Source organism: Soonwooa sp., from assembly GCF_032062245.1.
Classification (GTDB): Bacteria; Bacteroidota; Bacteroidia; order Flavobacteriales; family Weeksellaceae; genus Soonwooa.
The window spans coordinates 76,246-98,198 of record NZ_DAMBQF010000006.1 but is presented as its reverse complement, the minus strand read 5'-3'; the positions used below and the strand labels follow the sequence as shown (position 1 = coordinate 98,198).

Here is a 21,953-nt window from a genome sequence, read left to right as displayed (position 1 = left end):
AAACCTCACAAAATATTAAACTATGATACGTCCTATTTTATTAACAACAATCCTATCTTTAGGAATTTTAAGTTGCGAAGCTCAGAAGAAAACAACAACTTCTACATCCAATTCTAGTTCAACTTCTACATCGACTAGCAGCCAATCAACAAACACATCAGGTTTGAAAAAAGTAAACATCGACATGGGCGATTATCAACAAATCGCAGGTACAGATCTAAGCATAAAATATAACGGAATTATCGAAGATAGCCGTTGTCCTGAAGGTATGACTTGCGTTTGGGCAGGCGTTGCAGTTGCGGAGTTAGAAGTTATGACGCCAAGTTCTCGACCTAGAATGATACAATTAGCAACGACCGAAATGGAATCTCGCGGTCTTAAAAAATCCGAAACAGTATATGGTTATGACATTAGTTTAAAAACCGTGTCGCCTCATCCTTCCAAAAATGAAAAACCAGCTGGCACCAAAAATTCTATCGGTTTAGAAATTCAAAAGCAGAAATAAATTACCAGTCAATCGCAGATTTTTGTTTCGATATTAAATATTCGTTGATTTTGGAAAAAACTTTACTTCCATAAAATCCACGATGTACCGAAAACGGCGATGGATGGGCAGATTGAAGAATAAAATGTTTTGCAGGGTTTATTAATCCTGCTTTTTTTTGTGCAAAAGCACCCCACAATACAAAAACAACATTTTCCTTTTCCTCCGAAATTTTTTCGATAATAAAATTGGTGAATTTTTCCCAACCCAAATCTTTGTGCGAATTTGGTTCGTGCGCTTTAACCGTCAACGTTGCATTCAGTAGCAAAACACCTTGCTTTCCCCAATCATCCAATTCGGTTTTGGAACGATCAATATTGAGATCGTTTTTTAATTCAGTAAAAATATTTTTAAGTGATGGTGGCGCCTTAACACCTTCGGTCACAGAAAAACAAAGTCCGTTGGCTTGGTTGTCATTATGATAAGGATCTTGACCAATAATTACGACCTTAACCTCATCAAAAGGCGTCAATTCTAAAGCGCGAAAAATTTGGTCTTTTGGTGGAAAACATTTACTGGATGCATATTCCTGATTAACATTTTGCCACAAATTTTTAAAATAGTCGCTTTCTTTTATCGGTTTTAAAATTTCATCCCAAGTCATTTGACAAAATTAATTGTAATAATTTTCATGAACAAATGTCAGCACAAATCTAGTTTGTATAATTTTTGATAATTTAGAACAAAAGAAAGAATATGCTTACAGATTTTTCAAGTCTTGCAAAAGATATCAACATACCAACGGAGAATTTAAAAAAATTCGTTCAAGATTTTGAATTAAACATCGACTCTGTCATCAATGACAAAATGCAAGCGACACCAGAATTTACAAAATTTGTGAAAGAACAAAAAGACTTTCTCTCAAAATACAGTAGCGACCTAGGAAAAGAGAAAACACCAAAAGACATCGCGGAAACAATTTCGAAACCAATAGAAGAAGTTGATGATTTAATTAATAAAGAACATAAAAATCTTTTTGACAACGGACTTTACAAAGCGTCTGTGTCTAGTTACAATATCGATCGAGAATTAGGCGGTGATTATCAATTTGTGTATGATTATTTTGGGAAGAAAACGCCACTTTTCCAAAAAGATTTTATAGGATATAGTGATTTGTATTTTTACATTATCGACATGCTAGAGCCTTTCACCGACGAGAATCAGCTTAACAATTGGGGAATCCATCGTGCGGCAGGAATTATACTTTATGGACCTCCAGGAAGCGGAAAAATATTTTGGGCAAAACGCATTGCAAAAATTATCGATTACAAATTCGAGGAAATCCGAAAATCTTATCTGAAAACTAATTTCTTTAATAATGAAAAATCTGATTTTAATGACTTTTTAGTTAGCATTATGAAGCAAGAAAAAATCCTTCTGTTCTTGGATGATTTCGATGTTATTATGGAAGAAAAAGAAAGTCAAGATGGTTACGCTTGGGAACTTAAAGAAACTAAAAACATTATTTTCCACACCATCGACAAGTTCGAGAAAGAGCATATTTTAATGATTGGTGCTGCAAAAAATGTCTCGGATATAGACTCAGAAATCCTTGCGCCAGGTCGCTTTGATGTGATGATTCCGATTTTCCCGCCGAATCCGCAAGAACGTGCCGAAATGATTTTGTATTATATGTTACAAAATCTTTCCGAAGACGCAACCTTGTTAGAAGTTTTAAAATTTAACAAAGCGGACCAATTGCCTTTTTGGCGAGAAAGCGCAAACAAAATGAAAGCCTTCTCCAACACGATGATTATTGACTTTACACAAAGTCTCAAAAAACGAATCCGTAATCTTTATCTTAAAAAAGAGGTTACAACTTTAAAAATTGATCAAACAATTTTGGATGCTGCACTCAAGGAAGCTGCGGGAAAATTGACACAAGAATATCTTAACAGTATACATTTATTTTTGCAAGAAGTAAGTATTAATTCGGAAGAAGAATTTTATCCAAGAATCTTGACGTTGCAACAAGAGCTTCAATTCTATATTAGAAAAGAAGAACCTGTGCGAAGTATCGGTTTTAATAAAGATGAAAATCCCGAGAATAATTCGTAGAAAATGGCTATAAATATTTTTGAATGCCTAATTTTGCAAAACTAATTGACAAATACCCGTGATCAACAACGACCAGATAAAAGAAATCAGTGCTAGAATTAAGGATTTGCATAAGTATCTTCAAATCGAAAAAAAGAAAATCGAGATCAGCAATGATGACGAAAAAACGGCTGCTCCAGAATTTTGGGATAATCCAAAAGAAGCCGAAGTTTTCTTAAAACAACTTCGTTCTAAAAAGAAGTGGGTTGAAGATTACGAAGATATTTTTACTGAGTTCGAAGATTTCCAAGTTTTGATAGAATTTGCAAAAGAAGATGCTGACAGCGAAAAAGAACTGAACGAAAATTTCCCAAAACTTGTCGAAAAAATTGAAAATTTAGAATTCAAAAATATGCTTTCTAATGAAGGCGATGAGCTTTCTGCGGTGCTTCAAATTACCGCTGGCGCAGGCGGAACCGAAAGCTGCGATTGGGCTGGGATGTTGATGCGTATGTACATCATGTGGGCTGAAAAGCAAGGCTATAAAGTAAAGGAGCTTAACTTCCAAGAAGGCGACGTTGCTGGTGTCAAAACGGTGACATTGGAGATCGAAGGCGAATTTGCTTTTGGCTATCTAAAAGGTGAAAATGGCGTCCATCGTTTGGTGAGAATTTCGCCGTTTGACAGTAATGCAAAGCGACATACGAGTTTTGCTTCGGTTTACGTTTATCCTTTGGTTGATGATACTATTGAGATTAACATTAATCCTGCTGATATTAGTTTTGAAACCATGCGTTCGTCTGGTGCTGGTGGCCAGAATGTTAACAAGGTAGAAACTGCAGTTAGACTTCGACACGCACCGACTGGTATTATCATAGAAAACTCCGAATCGCGATCTCAGCTTCAAAACAAAGAAAAAGCGATGCAACTCTTAAAGTCTCGACTTTATGAAATGGAACTTGAAGAAAAAATGCGTGCCCGTAACGAAATTGAAGCCAACAAAATGAAAATTGAATGGGGAAGCCAAATCCGAAATTATGTTATGCATCCTTACAAATTGGTAAAAGATGTACGGTCAGGATTTGAGACTTCAGATGTCGATGGCGTGATGAATGGCAACATAACTGCCTTTTTAAAATCCTTTCTAATGGCGGAAGGACAAGCCGAAACTGATGAAAGTCAGTTTTAAAACCGATAAATTTTAACTAAAATTAACTCCCCCTATCATAGATAAAATTAATCAATTAAGTATATTTGCGACACAAAAATTAATATGGAACACTTTGAAAGCTGGAAAGACTTATTAAACCCCGAGTTTTACATTAAAATGGGTGGGTTTTGGCTAATATTATTCATCATTTTTGCAGAAACTGGACTTTTCGTTGGTTTCTTTTTACCAGGAGATTCTCTATTATTCGTATCGGGAATTTATGCAGTGGAAATCGTTAAAGAATCACTTGGTGGGACAGGCAACGATCTTCTAGATACTACCCTTCTTGCAAGTTGCATCTCTTTAGCTGCAATCATCGGTAACGAAGTTGGATATTATTTCGGTGTTAAAACTGGACCAGCTTTGTACAAACGTCCTGACACAATGCTTTTCAAAAAGAAATACCTTTACCAAGCACATGACTTTTTCGAAAAACACGGTAGTATGGCTGTTATTATGGCAAGATTTTTACCAGTTGTAAGAACTTTCACCCCGATTGTTGCTGGTATTGTTAAAATGGACAAGAAAAGATTTTTGCTAGACAACATTATTGGTGCGGTACTTTGGTCATTCAGTTTGGTATTTGCGGGACATTATTTAGATAAAGTGTTTAAAGATCAATTCGGCATCGATCTTAAGTCTCACCTAGAATGGATTATCATTATCATTGTTCTTGTTACGACACTTCCAGTATTAATCAAATTTGTATTTGGAGGTCCAAAAGAAGAACCAAAAGGTCCACAAGCATAAATTTCTTCTTAAATTATATTAAAAAAGAATCTCAAATGAGGTTCTTTTTTTGTTGGAAAATAATATTTTTCTATATTCGAAAAAGAATAAAAAATAACACAATATGCAAACATTAGTATCGCAAGCTACCGACCTAGAAAAGGCGGAGTTTTATAAGAAAACCTACGGACACGTTGCTTTAGCAATTTTGGCTTTCATCGTTGTCGAAACAGTATTAATTAATATCGTCCCAGAACAATATATTTTTGCAATGTTTCAGCAAAAATTCACTTGGTTATTTATCCTTGGTGCATTTTGGCTGGCATCGACATTAGCTAACAAATGGACATTGGCGCAAAGCCGCTCGACACAGTACATGGGACTTGGTTTTTATGTTTTGTTAGAAGCTATCATCTTCTTACCAATCATGTACATTGCCGTTGTATACACAGGTTTAGAAGTTATTTATCAAGCTGCAATTCTTACATTGGCTTTATTTGTTGGACTTAGCGCTTACGCTTTCTTTAGTAAAACTGATTTCTCTTTCTTAAGATCCATCATCGTAATTGGAGGATTTGTCGCTTTAGGACTTATTGTTGCAGGCGCAATTTTCGGATTCAACTTAGGGCTTTGGTTTTCTGTAGGGATGATTTTGATAGCATCTGCAAGTATCCTTTACCAAACCAGCAAACTAAAAGACACTTATGCTACAGATCAATATGTAGGGGCATCTTTACAATTATTCTCATCAATTATGTTACTATTCTGGTACATTCTTAGAATCTTGATGAGTAGAAGAAATTAATCAAATCAATATATCAAAAATGAAAGGCTCGGATTTTAAAATCTGAGCCTTTTTGAATTTAACATCGTTGGAAAAATCATTACTTCTTGTCCAAAAACCTTATCGATGCGTTCAGCAATATTTGGAAGCTCGCTTAACAGGAATCCTTCTCTTAGTTCCTCATTTGCGAAGACCAAAAGAAGATTGGTATTACGACCTTCTCTTACCATATCAGTGCTAACTTCGGACAGAATATATTTGTCCACATCTATTAAGTTTTCGACCATGTTATGAAGCTCATTATCACAATATTGATCCCATTCTGGAATGCGATTTTCGGTTGTATGAAAAGTGATACTTAAAATACTCATTTATTTGATTTTAATTAGACAATAAGTTGAATTTGATAGGCAATATTAGGCAAAATTTTCGTATTTTAGCAGATGCGTTTGCTAATGGAAAATTTTAGCAAAAATAGCATTAAAATCAATTTTAAAGAACTAAAAAATAGGGAATTTTCCCGGTTAATTTTAAAGAATATAGATGAGATCAGAAGGAGAAAAGTTAATTCCTATCAACATTGTTGATGAAATGAAGTCCTCTTATATCGATTATTCGATGTCGGTAATTGTGTCCAGAGCCTTACCTGACGTAAGAGACGGATTAAAACCAGTACACAGAAGAGTACTTTACGGGATGTATGGCTTGGGTGTTTTTTCTAATAGAAAATATTTAAAATCTGCCAGAATTGTTGGGGATGTTTTGGGTAAATATCACCCACATGGCGACAGCTCGGTTTACGATGCAATGGTACGTATGGCTCAACCTTGGAGCCTTCGTTACGAGCAGGTAGATGGTCAAGGTAACTTCGGATCTATGGATGGTGACCCGCCAGCAGCAATGCGTTACACCGAAGCTAGACTTAAAAAAATCTCTGACGAAATCCTTGCAGATCTTGACAAAGAAACTGTAGATTTCCAAAATAACTTCGATGACAGCTTAACAGAGCCAACGGTTTTACCAACGAAAATCCCTAACCTATTGGTGAATGGTGCATCTGGTATTGCGGTTGGTATGGCAACTAATATGGCGCCACACAACTTGTCAGAAAGTATTGATGCAATTTGTGCATATATCGATAATCGCGAAATTACGATTGATGAATTGATGAAGCATATTATTGCGCCTGACTTCCCAACTGGTGGTATTATCTACGGTTACGATGGCGTTAGAGATGCTTTCCATACAGGTCGTGGGCGTATTATTTTGAGAGCTAAAGTTGGCTTTGAAGAAATCGGAAACCGTAATGCAATTATCGTTTCAGAAATTCCTTATCAGGTTAACAAAGCTGAAATGATTGCAAGAACTGCAGAGTTGGTTAAGGATGATAAAATCCCTGGAATTTATGAAATCCGTGACGAGTCTGACAGAAACGGTCTTCGTGTTGTTTATGAATTGAAAAACGACGCGATCCCGAATGTTGTACTTAACTTATTGTACAAATATACTGCACTACAAACTTCTTTCAGTGTTAATAATATTGCCTTGGTTAAAGGGCGTCCAGAGCAACTTAATTTAAAAGACATCATTCATCATTTCGTAGATCATCGTCACGTTGTGATCGTTAGACGTACAGAATACGAATTGAGAAAAGCGCGTGAAAGAGCGCATATCTTAGAAGGATTCATGAAGGTAATCGGAACGCAAGAGTCTTTGGACAAAGCGATTTCTATTATTCGTCATAGTGCAAATCCAGCGGAAGCAAAAGAAGGATTAATTGCAGAATTCGATCTTAGCGACATCCAAGCTCAAGCGATTCTTGACCTAAGACTTGCTCGTCTTACAGGAATGGAATTGGACAAAATCCGTGATGAGTACGAGCAAATCATGGCTTTAATCAATGACTTGGAAGATATTTTAGCAAACGAACCGAGAAGATATCAAATTATTAAAGATGAACTTCTTGAAGTTAAAGAAAAATATGGTGACGAAAGACGTTCAGAAATCGATTATTCTGGTGGAGAAATGTCAATCGAAGACCTTATCCCAGATGAGAAAGTTGTATTAACAATTTCGCACGCTGGTTATATTAAAAGAACACTTCTTTCAGAATACAAAGTTCAGTCAAGAGGTGGCGTAGGTAACCGTGGCGCAACAACGCGTGACGAAGATTTCTTAGAATACATCGTTACAGCAACCAACCACGAGTATTTATTATTCTTTACCGAAAAAGGAAAATGTTTCTGGTTAAGAGTATTCGAAGTTCCTGAAGGTTCTAAAACGGCTAAAGGTAGAGCGGTTCAAAACCTTATAAACATCGAACCAGATGATAAGATTAAAGCTTACATCCGTACCAAAGATCTTAAAAACGAAGACTACACAAACCAAATGAATGTTGTGATGATTACCAAAAACGGAACCATCAAAAAAACCTCATTGGCTGCATATTCTAGACCAAGAACTAATGGTGTTAACGCGATCGAAATTCGTGAAGACGATATGCTTTTAGGTGCTAAATTAACGAACGGAAGTTCTGAAATTATGATCGCTTCTAAAGGTGGTAAATGTATTCGTTTCCCAGAAGAAAAAGTACGTGCTGTTGGTAGAACATCAATTGGTGTACGTGGTATCGACCTTGGAGCGGGTGACGAAGTAATAGGTATGATCGTCGTTAATGATTTAGAAAATGATACTGTATTAGTTGTTTCAGAAAAAGGTTACGGAAAACGTACTGCTGTTGAAGATTATCGTATCACAAACCGTGGTGGTAAAGGTGTTATTACACTTAACATTACAGAAAAAACGGGCGATCTTATCGCCATCCAATCAGTTACTGACGAAGATGGATTAATGATTATCAACCGTTCTGGTGTTGCTATTAGAATGAACACTGCCGAACTTCGTGTGATGGGTAGAAATACACAAGGTGTTAAATTGATTAACCTAAAAGGAAATGACGAAATTGCTGCGATTGCAAAAGTAGAAATGGACAAAGAGGTTGAAGATGAAGAATCTGAAAACGGAGAAGCAACAACTAACGAAGATGGTACAACAATTGTAAATGAAACATCTTCTGAAGAAAATCCAACATCGGAAACTACGGAAGAAAACCAAGACAACAATAACGAAGAATAAATTTTAAAATAAATGAAAAAAATATTTTTAAGCTTAACAATGATTGCGGCTTCGCTGTCATTTGCTCAAAAAAAAGAAATCGCTAATGCAGTAAAGGCTGCAGACCAAGGCGATGTTAACGGAACTGCGGCTGAAGTATCAAAAGCTGAAGCTATTTTCGGAGACAAAATCTATTTATTAGAGCCATCTCTTCAAGAACAATATTATTATGCTAAAGGTCTTGGCCTAGTAAAAGCTGGAAAAATTGCGGAAGGCGCACAAATCCTTTCAAAAATTACAGATTTAGGAAAGTCTACAATCTATTCAGGTAAAGACAATGACAAAAACAAAGTTTACTTTGTTGGAAAAGAACAAGCTGATAAGCTAGGTGCTGGATTATCTTTAAAAGAAGAAAAGTATTCTCCATCTTTAGCTAGTAAATTGGGTAACCAACTCAATGCGTCATACCAAACGATTAACAAAAAAGCTTATGACCTTTATCAGGCTAAAGATTTAGCTGGTGCAGCAAAACAGTTCGAAGAAGCTTACTATTTATCTAAAGCTGCAGGTGCCGAAAATCAAAGTTTGCTTTATTCTTCAGCTGTGTCTTATGCGCAAGGTAACAAGAAAGAAGAATCTGCAAGAGTTTTCGATCAATTAATCGCAATGAATTATACAGGTGTTGAAACCGTATATACTGCTAAAAATAAAAAAACTAATGCTGTTGACAACCTAGATAAAGCGACTTTTGATCTTTATAAAAAGATGGGCGCTTCTAGTGATTATACTGACTTTAAAGAAGAAAAAACACCAAGCAAAGAAGAGGAAATGTACGACATCCAATCTGCTTTGTTAATGGAAATGGAAAAGTATGATCAAGCCATTGATGTTGCACAGAAAGGTCTTAAAAAATTCCCGAACAACGCAAAACTTGGTAATACTTTAGGTCTTGCTTATTATAAAGCTGGGAAAACTGATGAGTTTGTAAATTCATTAAAGTCTCAAATTGCTAAAAACCCTAACGATGCAGTTAACTACTACAATCTAGGTGTAATTTTAAGCAAAGATGCTTCTAAACAAAAAGAAGCTGAAGAGGCGTTCAACAAGTCAATTAGTCTTGACCCTAGCAATAAGAATGCATTAACCAATATGGTATATCTTATCATGGGAGATGATTCAAAAACAGTTGATGAATTCAACGCCCTTAGAAAAGCTAAGAAAATCGATGAAGCTAACAAAGTGATGGAATTACGTCGTGCAAGGTTTGCAAAAGCAATCCCATATGCAGAGAAAGCTTATGCATTAGACCCTAAAGATGCCGACATGGTTTCTTTACTAAAAGGACTTTATAATGCGACGCAAAACACAGCGAAGTACAACGAGTTTAAAGCTAAAGAAGCTGAACTAAAAAAATAAAAAAATTGGAGGCCTTGGCTTCCAATTTTTGTTTAAAGGAAAATAATTAAACTATCTTTGTAATTAAGATTTTAAAACTAAAAAATAATGAAATTTTTCATCGACACTGCTAATTTGGAGCAGATTAAAGAAGCTCAAGACTTAGGAATTTTGGATGGTGTTACAACCAACCCATCGCTAATGGCTAAAGAAGGTATCGCTGGTCAAGAAGCAATCAACAAACATTATGTTGACATTTGCAATATCGTTGATGGTGACGTTTCTGCAGAAGTTCTTTCAACAACTTATGAAGAAATGATCAAAGAAGGTGAAGAGTTAGCAGCTTTACACGAAAGAATCGTTGTTAAAATCCCAATGATTAAAGACGGTATCAAAGCGCTAAAATACTTCTCTGACAAAGGCATCAAAACCAATTGTACATTAGTATTCTCAGCTGGTCAAGCTTTGTTAGCTGCTAAAGCTGGCGCTACTTATGTTTCGCCGTTCTTAGGAAGATTAGATGATATTTCTGTTGATGGTATCGAGTTAATCCAAGAGATCAGAACAATCTACGATAACTATTTATTTGACACTCAAATTTTAGCAGCGTCTATCAGAAATCCAATGCATATCATCAATTGTGCAAAAATCGGTGCTGATGTTATCACTTCGCCACTTCCATCAATCCTTAACTTGTTAAAACACCCATTAACAGACAGCGGATTAGCACAATTTGTTGCTGATGCTAAAAAAATGAACTAATCATTTTATTTATACATATAAAATCCGAAGTTTTTAGCTTCGGATTTTTTTGTTTTAAAAATTTATTTAAAAGACAATTCTATTTTGTTATTGTCTTTTTTAAGTTCTTCTTTTAACCGAGCTTCGCGCTCCTTCATCCAACGATTATCGCCTTCCGCTGGCATAATGATAATCCCGCCCATAGTTGCTTGTTTGAAGCCTTGTGTGGGATCTTTCGCATAATCATCCAGCAACTTTTGATACTCTTTCATATTTAAAGTCAATTCGTTTTTTGGTTTTTTGAAATTTTTAACCTCTTCAGCAGTTAAGGTTTTAATACCTTTCAGTTCCAAAATATGAGATTGCGTCTTATCTTCAATTTTAACAATTAAACCAGGAAGTCCAGAAAACTTGTAAGGATCGTCCTGCAACGGAATTTCGTTAGCAAACCACGCCGTCCATTCTCTTCCCGAAAAATCTAAAGTTGCTTTTTGCGTCTGCCACTTCCCTATTTGTTATTTATCCGGAAGTATTTTCCAAGTTAGTTTTCTTTCGTCTGCAATTTTATAGCGATTCATTCCGATACGGTTATGCAATTCTGTTTTAAAATCAGGGTAAGTTTTGAAACCGAATAACGTTCTGCATCGACCTTCATATTAGGTTTAATATTAACCATCCCTGTTGCTTTTAACTCCATTTCTAAAGCTGCACGAACCAACGAATCCGAACGATAAGCCGTATAACTGTAATATTCTGAACCTTCTTTGGATGTATCCAAATACATCATTTCGATACGTTGATTAGCCTTATTTGTGGAATCTTTGACCAATTTGTATTCATAAATGTAACGCTGATTTTGCGCGAAAAGGTTTAAAAAATTTAATGCTAAACAAAAAATAAGTAATAATCTCATAGTCTTAATTTATTAAAAAAACTGCCTCATAATTTAAAATAAAATAGAGGCAGTATGTGTAAATATAACTGTGTGTGGTTTATTTAGTTTCGATTCTTATTTCACCTTTGTCATTGTATTTATTAACATTAACATTTTTGATATCTTTTGGTGCAATTTTATCCATTTCCGCTTTTGTAACTTCTTTACCATTGATGAAAAACTTCATTTGTCCTGAAGAATAATTTCTAAAATCTAATCCATCAATTGTAAAAAGATTATCATTTTTGAATAACGTAATTCCGCTAGAAGGCGCAGCAAAGATTCTTGGCGCAGCAATTGTTTTTGCAGAACTAACAACCCAAGGACGATCAACCATTGATTTTTCGCTTCTCAAATCTTTACGCTTTTCGTTTATTTTTTTCTGAAGCTCTTGGATTTCTTTTTTACGTTTTTCGTACTGACGTTTATCTTTTGCAGTCAACTCTCTACCAAACGCAATGTCTTCAAAACCAAAATCCTTGAATTCGAAAGTCGGTAAATCCTTCAGTATTTTTTCCAATTCGATATCTGGCATTGTAAAGTCAGAAAGATTTAAGACGCGATTTAGTTTAGACCCATCATTTGCACTTACATAATCTTTTCCGTTGTAGATATAGACATTGCGACCACTTTTAGCAGCTTCTTCCATTTTCTTTTTCCATTCTGGAGAGTTGTATTTTTTCTCCATTTCTAAAGCACGTTGCTCCATGTCTGACACTATCTTTTTCCATTCTGGAGAATTATATTTTTTCTCAATTTCTACAGCACGTTGCTCCATGTCTGACACTTTCTTTTTCCATTCTGGAGAATTATATTTTTTCTCAATTTCGGCAGCATTTCTTTCAATTTGCGCTACTTTTTGTTTCCATTCTGCGGAGTTATAATACTCATCAATTTGTTTGGCATAGTCGTCTGATCTTTTTAACATCGCTTGATAACGGTCAGAGGTGATGATTTTATCAGCTTCATTTGCTAAAGCTTCAACTTCTTTCGTTTTTGCAAGATACTCTGGTGAGTCATCTTTTTTTGCTTTTATTAAATCATTGATTGCTTTGTTTTTATCAGAGATTTTTTTATTGATTTCAGAAATCAATTTGTTATCATTACTAATCTGATTGTTAACAGACGAAAGTCCTTCCTGAGCAGACTTAACCGCTTTAGGCATCGAAGACAACGATATTGTATCGACAATCGTAGTATCTTTTTTCATACCTTGGATTGCTTGTTCAATTTCAATATTTGTCTTTTTTATTTTTTGGTTTTTCGCGTTAACGAGGTAGGCGAAAGACAGCATAAACAATAGCGGCAAAGCAAAAATCCTGCGCGCATAACTGTATTTGGTTTTACTTTTAGTAAGCATTTTTAATCTTTTTTTGAGGTTAGATGATAAAAATGGACTTGTCGCTGGCAAAGTCGTCCCCGGAAAGTGACTCTCCAAAAGCATCTGCGCAAATGCCTTGGTGTCAGAACGTTTAACAGCTTTGTTGTCCGCTAAGTATTCGTGTATAAGATTGATTTCTTTATTAATGATATAGAAAATGGGATTCATCCAAAAAACAGACTTCATGATTTGCATAAACAGCTTATCCCAAGTATGTTTTTGCTCGATGTGTACCATCTCGTGCTTTAGGATTTGTTGTCCTACAGCAGATTCCATTTGGATCGATTGCTTCCAAAATAGATTTCTAAAAAACGAAAACGGTGCTTCGTCTAGGTTGGTTTGGTAAAACTTAATACCCTGCAATTCCTCATGAGGAAATAACTTTTTGATGTGATTGATTCTTATTAAACTTATTACTAATTTTGCTATAAGTACGACTGAAACAAGTCCAATAACAGCATAAAAAATTTGATGAATAGTGATGCCATGATTAATAGGATTTTCGGTTGATTGTAAATTTTGAAACAAAAATATAAGCTTCGGATTAACATCTATCGTGAAATACGACAGCTTTAACAATGGCAGACTAACACTTATTATTACCGTTAATAGTAAATAAAACCGGTTATAATGGTGAAAAGTTTTGTCTTTTAAAAACAACAAATAGTAAGCGTACATCACCGCTGAGCAAGTGATCATCTTGAGACAATATAATAGAAAAGCGTCCATTAGTCTTTGTTTTTGAGTTCGTCCAAAAGTTTTTCTAAATCTTCAACGCTGATTTCATTTTTTTCGACTAAAAACGACACCGCATTTTTATAAGAGCCTTCAAAATAGTTTCTTACGAGACTTTTGATGCTTCTACCACTGTAACTTTCTTTAGACACCAACGCAAAATATTCGTGTTGTCTTCCAAAAGTTGTATAGTCGACAAATCCTTTTTCCATAAGGATTTTAAGGATGGTAGATACGGTGTTAGTGTGCGGTTTGGGCTCAGGAAAATGTTCTAAAATATCTTTTAGAAATCCTTTTTCTATTGTCCACAGATACTGCATGACTTGTTCTTCCGCTTTTGTCAACTTGTTCATAATCTTCAGTTTAATATATCAATCAATCTTATATCACTAATTTCTTAGTAATACAAATGTAGACTAATTTTTAATTCGTACAACTATTTTTATAGTTAAAGCATGTTAAAATTTACAACTAACTAAAAATCAATTATTTAAAATTAAAACTAGAACTTAACCAACCAATAAGACACTAATAATAACCACTGAATAGCAATAAGAATCCAGGTTGGCTTAAGAGAAGCGTCTTAAAAATCTTCGATTACACCAAGAATTTTGTACGATATTACCATTTTACGCGTCAAAGTTTTGTCTTGAAAATCCACATCATCGAAACTAATTTTCTTAATTCCAAAAGCGAAAATACGTTTCATCCTCTTATTCTCTGGCTCTTGTTTTAATTGGTTGAGCATTTTCAACTTCCACAGGGCGTAGTCAGCACCTTTGCTCATGAAGATGTTGTCGGGCAAAACCATATTTAGAATTTTATCAATAACAAAAAAAGGAGACTCTTCTTGAATCTCCTTTGTAGTAGCGGGAACCGGACTCGAACCGATGACCTTCGGGTTATGAGCCCGACGAGCTACCTACTGCTCCATCCCGCGATATTGGACTGCAAATATACAACAATATTTTAATACTGCAACTAAAATAGATGAAAATATTATTTTCAATATTAATTGAATTTAAACCATTGAAAATGAACTCTAAATTAGAATATAAAAAAAAGTAATTTTTACTGTTTAGTTTTAAGTCTTTTTTAAAAATTTCAATTACAACCGCAAATAAATTCTGTTTTTTTTTATCTTTTTTTATCTAAGATATCAAATAGATGAGCTTAAAAATTTTTCTTATACTTTTTTTCTCAGCTATATTTTTTAGTTGTGATAGCAAAGACAAAAAATCAGTTCCAACCACAGATTATCCAATCGTAAACAACGAACAACCAGCGAACATTAATAATTATAATGACGATATTAAAAAGATTTTAGAAATACCAACTAATAGGTATTCGCAGAATTTAGATGGCTACAATTTTAACCTTCCATTTAATTTTAGGATCAACGAATTGTCCACAGAAAATAGTCCAAATCATTCTTTCAAAATGCGTGGGAAAGTGAAACCTGATTTTGAAATTGACAGTCAATCCGAGGGTTTTAGACGATTCCAAGTTTATAATTTCATAAACATAATACCCTTTTCGTCTGACCAGGGTGAGTTTAATATCTTCAAGAAAACAAATTCTTCTGTCGTTAAAATTGAAGATTTAATTAAACCTGCTGACAAAGTATTTTACAAAGACGACAACAGCGCAATCTTTAAAATTGATGGTAAATACAAGGCAATATATTTTGATTATTTAGCGGATAAGAAAGAATACATCTTATTTTCTAGCAACTCTCCTTTTTGGAATATCCAGCCAGAATTAAATCCGGAATTAGAGATTAACCAATTGGCTTATCATTTAAGAATGGCAAAACATATCCTAAAGCCTATAACCACTCAAAAAGAAAGTTGGTCGATGTACAAATCTCAACTATCACTTTTAGAAAATAGCTTTTTTGAAAAATTGAATTCTGAAGTGTTGGCTGCTTTCAAATCTGATCCCAACGAAAAAGTTTTCTCTCCTGCCGATAAAGGAAACATCAAATATTATAGCGTCTTCAAATCAAATCCTGAAATTAATGAGGTTTGGAAAAAACTTAGTTCCGTCACCATAAACACAAATCTTAAGATCAACGAAAAGGATTTTCAATATTTGTTTGATAATGATTTCTGACTTTTTTACTCAGAAAATTGTAAACTTATTTCTAAATCCAACAAAAGTCTAATCTTCCCTAGAGGCGATCGACAGATATTATGTTTGTTTAGCAAATCAAAAAGCGGCGATTATTTTATCTTTAAAGATTTCCCAGAGCTTCAACAAATGCATTCTGATTATTATAAAAACGAAATTAACTTCTACAAAGAATTGTTCGAAAATAGTTTTTAAATTATAAAAGATTAAAGCGCTTAAAAAAAGTAAAAAGGAGAGTCATTTCTGAATCTCCTTTTCGTAGTAGCGGGAACCGGACTCGAACCGATGACCTTCGGGTTATGAGCCCGACGAGCTACCTACTGCTCCATCCCGCGATATTGTGGTGCAAATATACAACTATTTTTTACAATTACAAATAAAAGTTAAAATAATCTAGTATTAATCACTATTTAAATACAACATTAACTAAGAACAAAATTTTAAAAACAATTGATTTTTCTGAAAAAATTGTTTCAATTTACATTGATTATAAATTCAGGTAATTTGCACCCTTAATGACATTACATCTACTCCTCTTCCTCCATATTTTTAAGTTTCATCAAAAGCGTGTATGCATTTTTGGTTACAATTTTTTTCCCGCTAAAATCTGTGGCATTTTGTATTTTCACAAAACCATTTTCCGATTCTCCTAATTGTACTGGAGTCATTTTGTAAGTTTGTTTTTTTAATTCTACAAAAACGAAATCTTTACCTTCAAAACTAACGATACTTTCTTCAGGAATCGCATCAACAAAGGAGTTTTGAGTTTCAATTACAGCATTCATATACATTCCTGGAATTAAACTGTGGTCGTAGTTTTCGAAATGACAATGCACTTCTGCAATACCGTTAGCGCCAACATCTTTACTGGTAAGCAGAATTTCGCCATAGTATTTTTTATTGGGTTCGCTATTGGTAAAGGCAATAAAACGTTGACCAGTTTTTAGAAGTTGCAAATCCTTTTCGTACACCTTTAAATTTAGATGAATATCATTAGGGTTAATCAACTCGAAAAGTATGTCCGATGGCGTTACATATTTACCAATATTAACGTTCACTTTGCTTACATAACCGTTGATACTGCTGTACACAGGAATACTACGTTTAATATTCGAAGAAGTTACAGAAGATGGATTAATATTAATAATCTGAAGTTGTTGTGCTAAAGCATTCATAGCGATTTGTTGATTGCTTACCTCAGATTGTGCTTGCTGCGTTACCTTATCACTACTTGCTTGGCTTTGGTTCAAGGTTTTTTGGCGTTTATAATCCAAATCTGCAAAATGAAGTTTAGATTTTGCCAATAAATAATCTTGTTGAAGTTGTACAAATTCGGGGTTTTCTATAATGGCAATCACCTGACCGTTTTTCACTTGCATACCAGGTAACAGAGACGTGCTACGAAGATAACCGCCCATTGGCGTACTTACAGAAACTAAATTTTGTGGTGGCACATCCACTTTTCCGTTGAGTTTTAAAGTAGTCGAAATACTTTGCTCGCTCAAAATTGCGGTTTCTATTGGTGCATTTTTTAATTGCGCATCGGTTAGGTGGACGATGGTTTCGTCTGTCTTAATTGTAGGTTTTGGGTTAGCTTCTTCGTTTTTGTTACATTGAAAAAATAAGAATAAAGCTATAAAAGCTACAGAAATTTTATAATATTTAAAATAGGTATTCATGAGATTAATTAAGACTTAAATAGTTCAACAAAATGGCACTTTCATTCAGTTTCCAAACAGCATCAGTATAATTACTTTTCAAAGCAATTGCTTGGTTAACGAGCATTACAAATTCCAGATAATTAATCTCTCCATTTAGAAATTGCTTCTTCGAAGTTTCCGTGATAATATCAGCGTTTTTTAGCTCTGTAGATTGATATTGTTGAACGATTTTAAGATTAGACTGATACAAGTTGTAGGCTTTTTCTTGTTTGTTTTTTAAATTAAATTCAGCATTCTGAACATCGTTCACCGCAATATTTTGTGCCAATTTAGAAGCATCAATTCGTGCTTTTTGAGCAGATGAAAAAATTGGTAAAGTTATCCCTAACTGCACCGAATGGAATTGAGGAGTTCCTGTGTACAACTTGTCATCTGGACCAAGACCTTTGAAACTATTTAAATTATAACCGAAAGATAAACCTGGCAACAACTTTGACTTTTCAACTTCGGTTTGATTCTCAGCCACTATAACTTGTTGCTTAAGAAGCGCTAACATGGGATTTTCTGTATCCTGATTACTGTTGATGTAGAAAGCTTCATCTTGTGCAATCCAATTTTGTGAAGAATTAAGAAGATATTGCAACTGCAATTCGCTTTGTCGAATTTCTTCCTGTACTTGTTTTAATTGAATATCAATTGCTGCCTTTTGATTATCAGCCGTTGTTTTTTCCAAAAGATTACTTTCGCCAACTTTCAATCTCAATTTTGCCTTATCCGAAAACTCCGAATACAATTCATACGCTTCGCGCAATAACTTTTCTTTCTCCTTCCAATAAAGTTGGTTGTAAAATACCAAACTCACTGCTTTTTTAATTTCGAAAACATTTACAGCGAAATTTAATTCTGATTTTTTCCATTCTTCGGTCAAAAGATTTCTTTGTTTTTTATAAACACCAGGAAAAGCAAAACCTTGAGACAAACCCAATTTAACATCGTTATAAGCAGAATTTATCTGTCCATAATCGGCAGAAACAGAAGTTTGAGGAACATCCGAAGCCGACTTTATCAAAGCTTTGGAATACTCTGATTTTAATTTTTCATTTTTTAAAATTCGATTGTACTGCTCTGCCATTTGGATCGCCGATTTCAAATCGATTGTTTGTTGGGCTTGTAAAAGATTAAACCCAGACATCCCCAATAAAATAAGGATTGGAAGACTATGTTTTGAGATTTTATTGTTCATTTTAAAACCTTTTTCGAAATTAATAAATAAGAGAGGAAGTACGAATAATGTAAGGAAAGTTGCGATTACCAAACCGCCAATAACTACTGTTGCTAAAGGTCTTTGTACTTCGGCACCTGCTCCGTTACTCAATGCCATTGGGATAAAACCAAGCGATGCCACAAAAGCCGTCATCAACACTGGGCGTAATCGCGCTTCGCCACCATCTACGACTATTCTCACAATATTTTTGATACCAGCTTTGCGGAGTCTGTTGAATTCTGAAATCAAAACTATACCGTTAAGTACTGCAACACCAAAAAGTGCGATAAAACCGACACCTGCACTGATGCTAAACGGCATCCCCCGAAGCGCTAAAAAGAAAACACCACCAATAATAGACAACGGAATAGCAGTATATATTAAAATACTTTCCTTAAGAGAGCCAAATGCTAAAAAGAGTAATAAAAATATTAAACCTAATGCAGCTGGAACTGCAATCATTAAACGATTTTTTGCATGGTTCAAATTTTCAAAAGAACCTCCATAGGTAATAGAGTAACCTGGTTGCAACTTTACATTTTTATTTACTTTCTGCTGCAATTCTTCTACAATGCTTTGTACATCTCGGTCCTTGATATTAAAACCAACAACTATTCTACGTTGCGTATTTTCACGCTGAATTTGGTTAGGACCTTGCACAATGTCAACTTGCGCCAATTGTGACAAGGGTATTTGGTTACCAGACGGCGTTGGCACCAAAAGATTGCGAATGTCATTAATGTTTTTTCGACTCGTATCTTTCAAACGAACCACCATATCAAAGCGTTTTTCTCCCTCGAAAACCATACCTGCGCTTTGTCCTGCAAATGCCGCATTTACAATTCTATTAACATCAGAAATCGATAATTTATATTGTGCCATCAAAGGTCGATTGTAATTGATGACCACTTGTGGAAGGCCAGAAATAGGTTCAATATATAGATTTTGAGTACCATCAATTCCTTCAATTATTTTTCCTAATTCTTGTGCTTTTTTAGAAAGTTCATCAAGATCGTGCCCAAAAACTTTCACCACTACATCTTGGCGCGCACCCGTCATCAATTCATTAAATCGCATTTGCACAGGAAACTGAAATCCAACGGTTATCCCAGGAACGTCTTGTAGAGCTTTTGACATTTTCTCGGACAATTCGGGGAAGGTCTTGGCGGAAGTCCATTCTTTTTTATTTTTTAGAATCACCATCATATCTGCAGCATCCATTGGCATTGGATCGGTTGGAACTTCTCCACTTCCGATTTTGGTGACCACTTTTTCTACCTCAGGAAACTGAGATTTTAAAATATGAGCGGCTTTTTGAGTGCTTTCCAAAGTTGTTTTGAGATTAGATCCAGATAATACTCTTGTTTCTACAGCGAAATCGCCTTCTTCCAAAGATGGGATAAACTCACCACCAAGCTGACTCAGTATCGCAATAGCTGTTATAAATAATGCCATAACGATAGCAAAAATTGTTTTTGGAATTCGGATAACTTTAAGAAGCATTTTAAGGTACCAAGCCTCTACTTTCTTCATCATTCTATCGGAAAAACTTGGTTTTAAACTTCGTTTTTTTAACAAGATAGAACTCATCATCGGGATGTAAGTCAAGGATAAAATAAATGCGCCTAACAAAGCAAATGCAACAGTTTGTGCCATTGGTTTGAACATTTTTCCTTCGATACCTTGCAAAGTGAGAATCGGTAGGTAAACAATTAAAATAATTATTTGTCCGAAGACCGCACTGTTCATCATCCTTCCCGCTGAAGAGATGACGATGCGATCCACTTCTTTAGTTTTAATTTTTTGAATGTTATTAAACTTTGTATGATGCGCAAAATAATGCAAAATTGCTTCAACAATAATCACCGCACCATCAATGATTAAGCCAAAATCCAAGGCGCCGAGACTCATCAAATTTCCACTAACACCAAAGAGATTCATCATACAAATTGCAAATAACATAGACAACGGAATGACCGATGCTACCAAAAGCCCCGCCCGGAAATTTCCCAAGAAAATCACCAATACAAAAACTACAATTAAAGCACCTTCTAACAAGTTGGTTTCTACAGTAGTAATAGCATTATTCACCATTTTGGTTCTATCCAGGAAAGCTTCTATTTGTACGCCTTCAGGCAAGTTTTTTTGGATGTCTCCAACTTTGGTTTTAACATCTTTAATCACTTCACTACTATTGGCGCCTTTTAGCATCATCACGATACCACCTGCCACTTCACCATCATCGTTATAAGTTAAAGCGCCATAACGTGTGGCAAAACCCATTTCTACTTTTGCAACATCCCGAATAAATAAAGGTGGCGCATCTTCACTGGTTTTTATGGCAATATTTTCAATGTCTTCGGCATTGGTTACCAAACCCTCGCTACGGATGTAGAGCACAGTCGGTCCTTTTTCGATATATGATCCTCCAGTGTTCTGATTGTTGGCTTCCAAAGCATCAAAAACATCGTTAATGCTGATGCCATAAGCATTGAGTCGATCGGGTTCAACAGCTATTTCGTATTGTTTCAGTTTACCTCCGAAACTGCTGACTTCTGCAACACCTTTTACCCCTAAAAGTTGTCTTCGAACAATCCAATCCTGAATGCTTCGTAGTTCAGTAACATTGTATTTTTGCTCGTAACCTTTCTTGGGGCGAACAACATATTGGTATATTTCCCCCAAGCCCGTGGAAATAGGACCAAGCTCGGGATTTCCGATTCCTGCAGGGATTTCTGTTCGTACTGTTTGTAGGCGTTCTGCAACTTGCTGTCGCGCCCAATATACATCAACATCATCATCGAAAACAATGGTTACTAAAGACAATCCGAAGCGTGAGAAACTCCGTATCTCTTTTAGTCCAGAAATGTTGCTATTAGCTTGTTCTATCGGGAAAGTTACCAAACGTTCGATGTCTGTCGCGCCAAAAGATGGTGCAACTGTAATCACCTGTACTTGATTGTTGGTAATATCTGGGACAGCGTCAATTGGCAGTTTTGTAACTTGATAACTACCAACCAAAATAAGCCCCAATATCATAATGGAAATGATGAGTTTATTCTTTACAGAAAACTCAATAATTCTTGTAAGCATGTGGAATTTTAGTTAAGCTTAAAAAATAGCTATAATATACTTTGTGTACTTCGAAAAACTAGATAGAGAAATCCCTATCAATAATTTTGAATAAACAAAAGTCTATTACAACGGGTAAAAAATTTCAGAATTTTTGTGACTTGTTTAAATTTTAATACTAAAATTATTAAACAAGTGCTTAACTAAATTTGGGGGGTT

At 35.0% G+C, this 21,953-nt stretch carries 18 protein-coding genes and 2 tRNA genes; 9 read left to right on the top strand and 11 right to left on the bottom strand.

Annotated elements, in window-relative coordinates; translation table 11 throughout:
* The first annotated feature begins 22 nt into the window (after positions 1 to 22).
* A complete protein-coding gene (locus tag RT037_RS05435; protein WP_313028676.1) occupies positions 23 to 505 on the top strand; it encodes a hypothetical protein in 483 nt (160 codons plus the stop codon).
* A 1-nt stretch (position 506) separates the two neighbouring features.
* Here the strand turns inward: RT037_RS05435 and RT037_RS05430 are convergent, their stop codons facing one another.
* Entirely contained in the window at positions 507 to 1,148 is a 642-nt protein-coding gene (locus tag RT037_RS05430) for a uracil-DNA glycosylase (RefSeq protein WP_313028675.1), read from the bottom strand.
* Between the two features lie 92 nt (positions 1,149 to 1,240).
* On the opposite strand from RT037_RS05430, the gene RT037_RS05425 reads away from it, so the two are divergent.
* From RT037_RS05425 to RT037_RS05410, 4 genes are all read left to right on the top strand, one after another.
* Entirely contained in the window at positions 1,241 to 2,602 is a 1,362-nt protein-coding gene (locus RT037_RS05425; protein WP_313028674.1) for an ATP-binding protein, read from the top strand.
* 58 nt (positions 2,603 to 2,660) lie between these two features.
* The gene (prfB, locus tag RT037_RS05420) at positions 2,661 to 3,770 is read left to right on the top strand and encodes a peptide chain release factor 2 (protein WP_313028672.1); all 1,110 of its coding nucleotides are present in this window, start codon (positions 2,661 to 2,663) and stop codon (positions 3,768 to 3,770) included.
* An 84-nt stretch (positions 3,771 to 3,854) separates the two neighbouring features.
* The gene (locus RT037_RS05415) at positions 3,855 to 4,541 is read left to right on the top strand and encodes a VTT domain-containing protein (RefSeq protein WP_312322451.1); all 687 of its coding nucleotides are present in this window, start codon (positions 3,855 to 3,857) and stop codon (positions 4,539 to 4,541) included.
* Positions 4,542 to 4,644: 103 nt separating this feature from the next.
* A complete protein-coding gene (locus tag RT037_RS05410; protein WP_313028671.1) occupies positions 4,645 to 5,325 on the top strand; it encodes a Bax inhibitor-1 family protein in 681 nt (226 codons plus the stop codon).
* Positions 5,326 to 5,360: 35 nt separating this feature from the next.
* Here the strand turns inward: RT037_RS05410 and RT037_RS05405 are convergent, their stop codons facing one another.
* Complete coding sequence (locus RT037_RS05405; protein ID WP_312322453.1) at positions 5,361 to 5,675, bottom strand: DUF4286 family protein; 315 nt, start codon at positions 5,673 to 5,675, stop codon at positions 5,361 to 5,363.
* A 172-nt stretch (positions 5,676 to 5,847) separates the two neighbouring features.
* On the opposite strand from RT037_RS05405, the gene gyrA reads away from it, so the two are divergent.
* From gyrA to fsa, 3 genes are all read left to right on the top strand, one after another.
* Positions 5,848 to 8,439 (top strand): DNA gyrase subunit A, encoded by a 2,592-nt coding sequence (gene gyrA / locus RT037_RS05400; protein ID WP_313028670.1) that lies wholly within the window; start codon positions 5,848 to 5,850, stop codon positions 8,437 to 8,439.
* Positions 8,440 to 8,451: 12 nt separating this feature from the next.
* Positions 8,452 to 9,834, top strand: coding sequence for a tetratricopeptide repeat protein (locus RT037_RS05395; RefSeq protein WP_313028668.1), 1,383 nt, complete (start codon positions 8,452 to 8,454; stop codon positions 9,832 to 9,834).
* Between the two features lie 87 nt (positions 9,835 to 9,921).
* Entirely contained in the window at positions 9,922 to 10,575 is a 654-nt protein-coding gene (gene fsa / locus RT037_RS05390; protein WP_313028667.1) for a fructose-6-phosphate aldolase, read from the top strand.
* Positions 10,576 to 10,637: 62 nt separating this feature from the next.
* Here the strand turns inward: fsa and RT037_RS05385 are convergent, their stop codons facing one another.
* The 6 genes from RT037_RS05385 to RT037_RS05360 all read right to left on the bottom strand — a co-directional run bounded on the left by RT037_RS05385 (position 10,638) and on the right by RT037_RS05360 (position 14,544).
* A complete protein-coding gene (locus tag RT037_RS05385) occupies positions 10,638 to 11,066 on the bottom strand; it encodes a GLPGLI family protein (RefSeq protein ID WP_313028700.1) in 429 nt (142 codons plus the stop codon).
* Between the two features lie 62 nt (positions 11,067 to 11,128).
* Positions 11,129 to 11,467, bottom strand: coding sequence for a hypothetical protein (locus tag RT037_RS05380; RefSeq protein WP_313028666.1), 339 nt, complete (start codon positions 11,465 to 11,467; stop codon positions 11,129 to 11,131).
* A 79-nt stretch (positions 11,468 to 11,546) separates the two neighbouring features.
* Positions 11,547 to 13,598, bottom strand: a complete 2,052-nt coding sequence (locus tag RT037_RS05375) for a M56 family metallopeptidase (RefSeq protein ID WP_313028664.1) — start codon at positions 13,596 to 13,598, stop codon at positions 11,547 to 11,549.
* On the bottom strand, positions 13,598 to 13,957 hold the full coding sequence (locus RT037_RS05370) for a BlaI/MecI/CopY family transcriptional regulator (protein WP_079668116.1): 360 nt from the start codon (positions 13,955 to 13,957) through the stop codon (positions 13,598 to 13,600). Before RT037_RS05370 ends, RT037_RS05375 begins: the two co-directional genes overlap by 1 nt.
* A gap of 230 nt (positions 13,958 to 14,187) precedes the next feature.
* Positions 14,188 to 14,415 carry a hypothetical protein gene (locus RT037_RS05365; RefSeq protein ID WP_312322992.1) on the bottom strand — a complete coding sequence of 76 codons (228 nt, stop codon included), beginning with the start codon at positions 14,413 to 14,415 and terminating at the stop codon, positions 14,188 to 14,190.
* Positions 14,416 to 14,471: 56 nt separating this feature from the next.
* Positions 14,472 to 14,544 (bottom strand) — tRNA-Met (locus RT037_RS05360).
* Positions 14,545 to 14,771: 227 nt separating this feature from the next.
* Between RT037_RS05360 and RT037_RS05355 the strand changes: the two genes are divergently transcribed.
* Positions 14,772 to 15,719: a hypothetical protein gene (locus RT037_RS05355; protein ID WP_313028661.1), complete on the top strand. Its 948-nt coding sequence runs from the start codon at positions 14,772 to 14,774 to the stop codon at positions 15,717 to 15,719.
* A 280-nt stretch (positions 15,720 to 15,999) separates the two neighbouring features.
* On the opposite strand, the gene RT037_RS05350 is transcribed toward RT037_RS05355, so the two are convergent.
* The 3 genes from RT037_RS05350 to RT037_RS05340 form a co-directional block, all read right to left on the bottom strand.
* Positions 16,000 to 16,072 (bottom strand) — tRNA-Met (locus tag RT037_RS05350).
* A 192-nt stretch (positions 16,073 to 16,264) separates the two neighbouring features.
* Positions 16,265 to 17,416, bottom strand: a complete 1,152-nt coding sequence (locus RT037_RS05345) for an efflux RND transporter periplasmic adaptor subunit (RefSeq protein ID WP_313028660.1) — start codon at positions 17,414 to 17,416, stop codon at positions 16,265 to 16,267.
* Between the two features lie 4 nt (positions 17,417 to 17,420).
* The gene (locus tag RT037_RS05340; protein WP_313028659.1) at positions 17,421 to 21,755 is read right to left on the bottom strand and encodes a CusA/CzcA family heavy metal efflux RND transporter; all 4,335 of its coding nucleotides are present in this window, start codon (positions 21,753 to 21,755) and stop codon (positions 17,421 to 17,423) included.
* Positions 21,756 to 21,953: the final 198 nt, after the last annotated feature.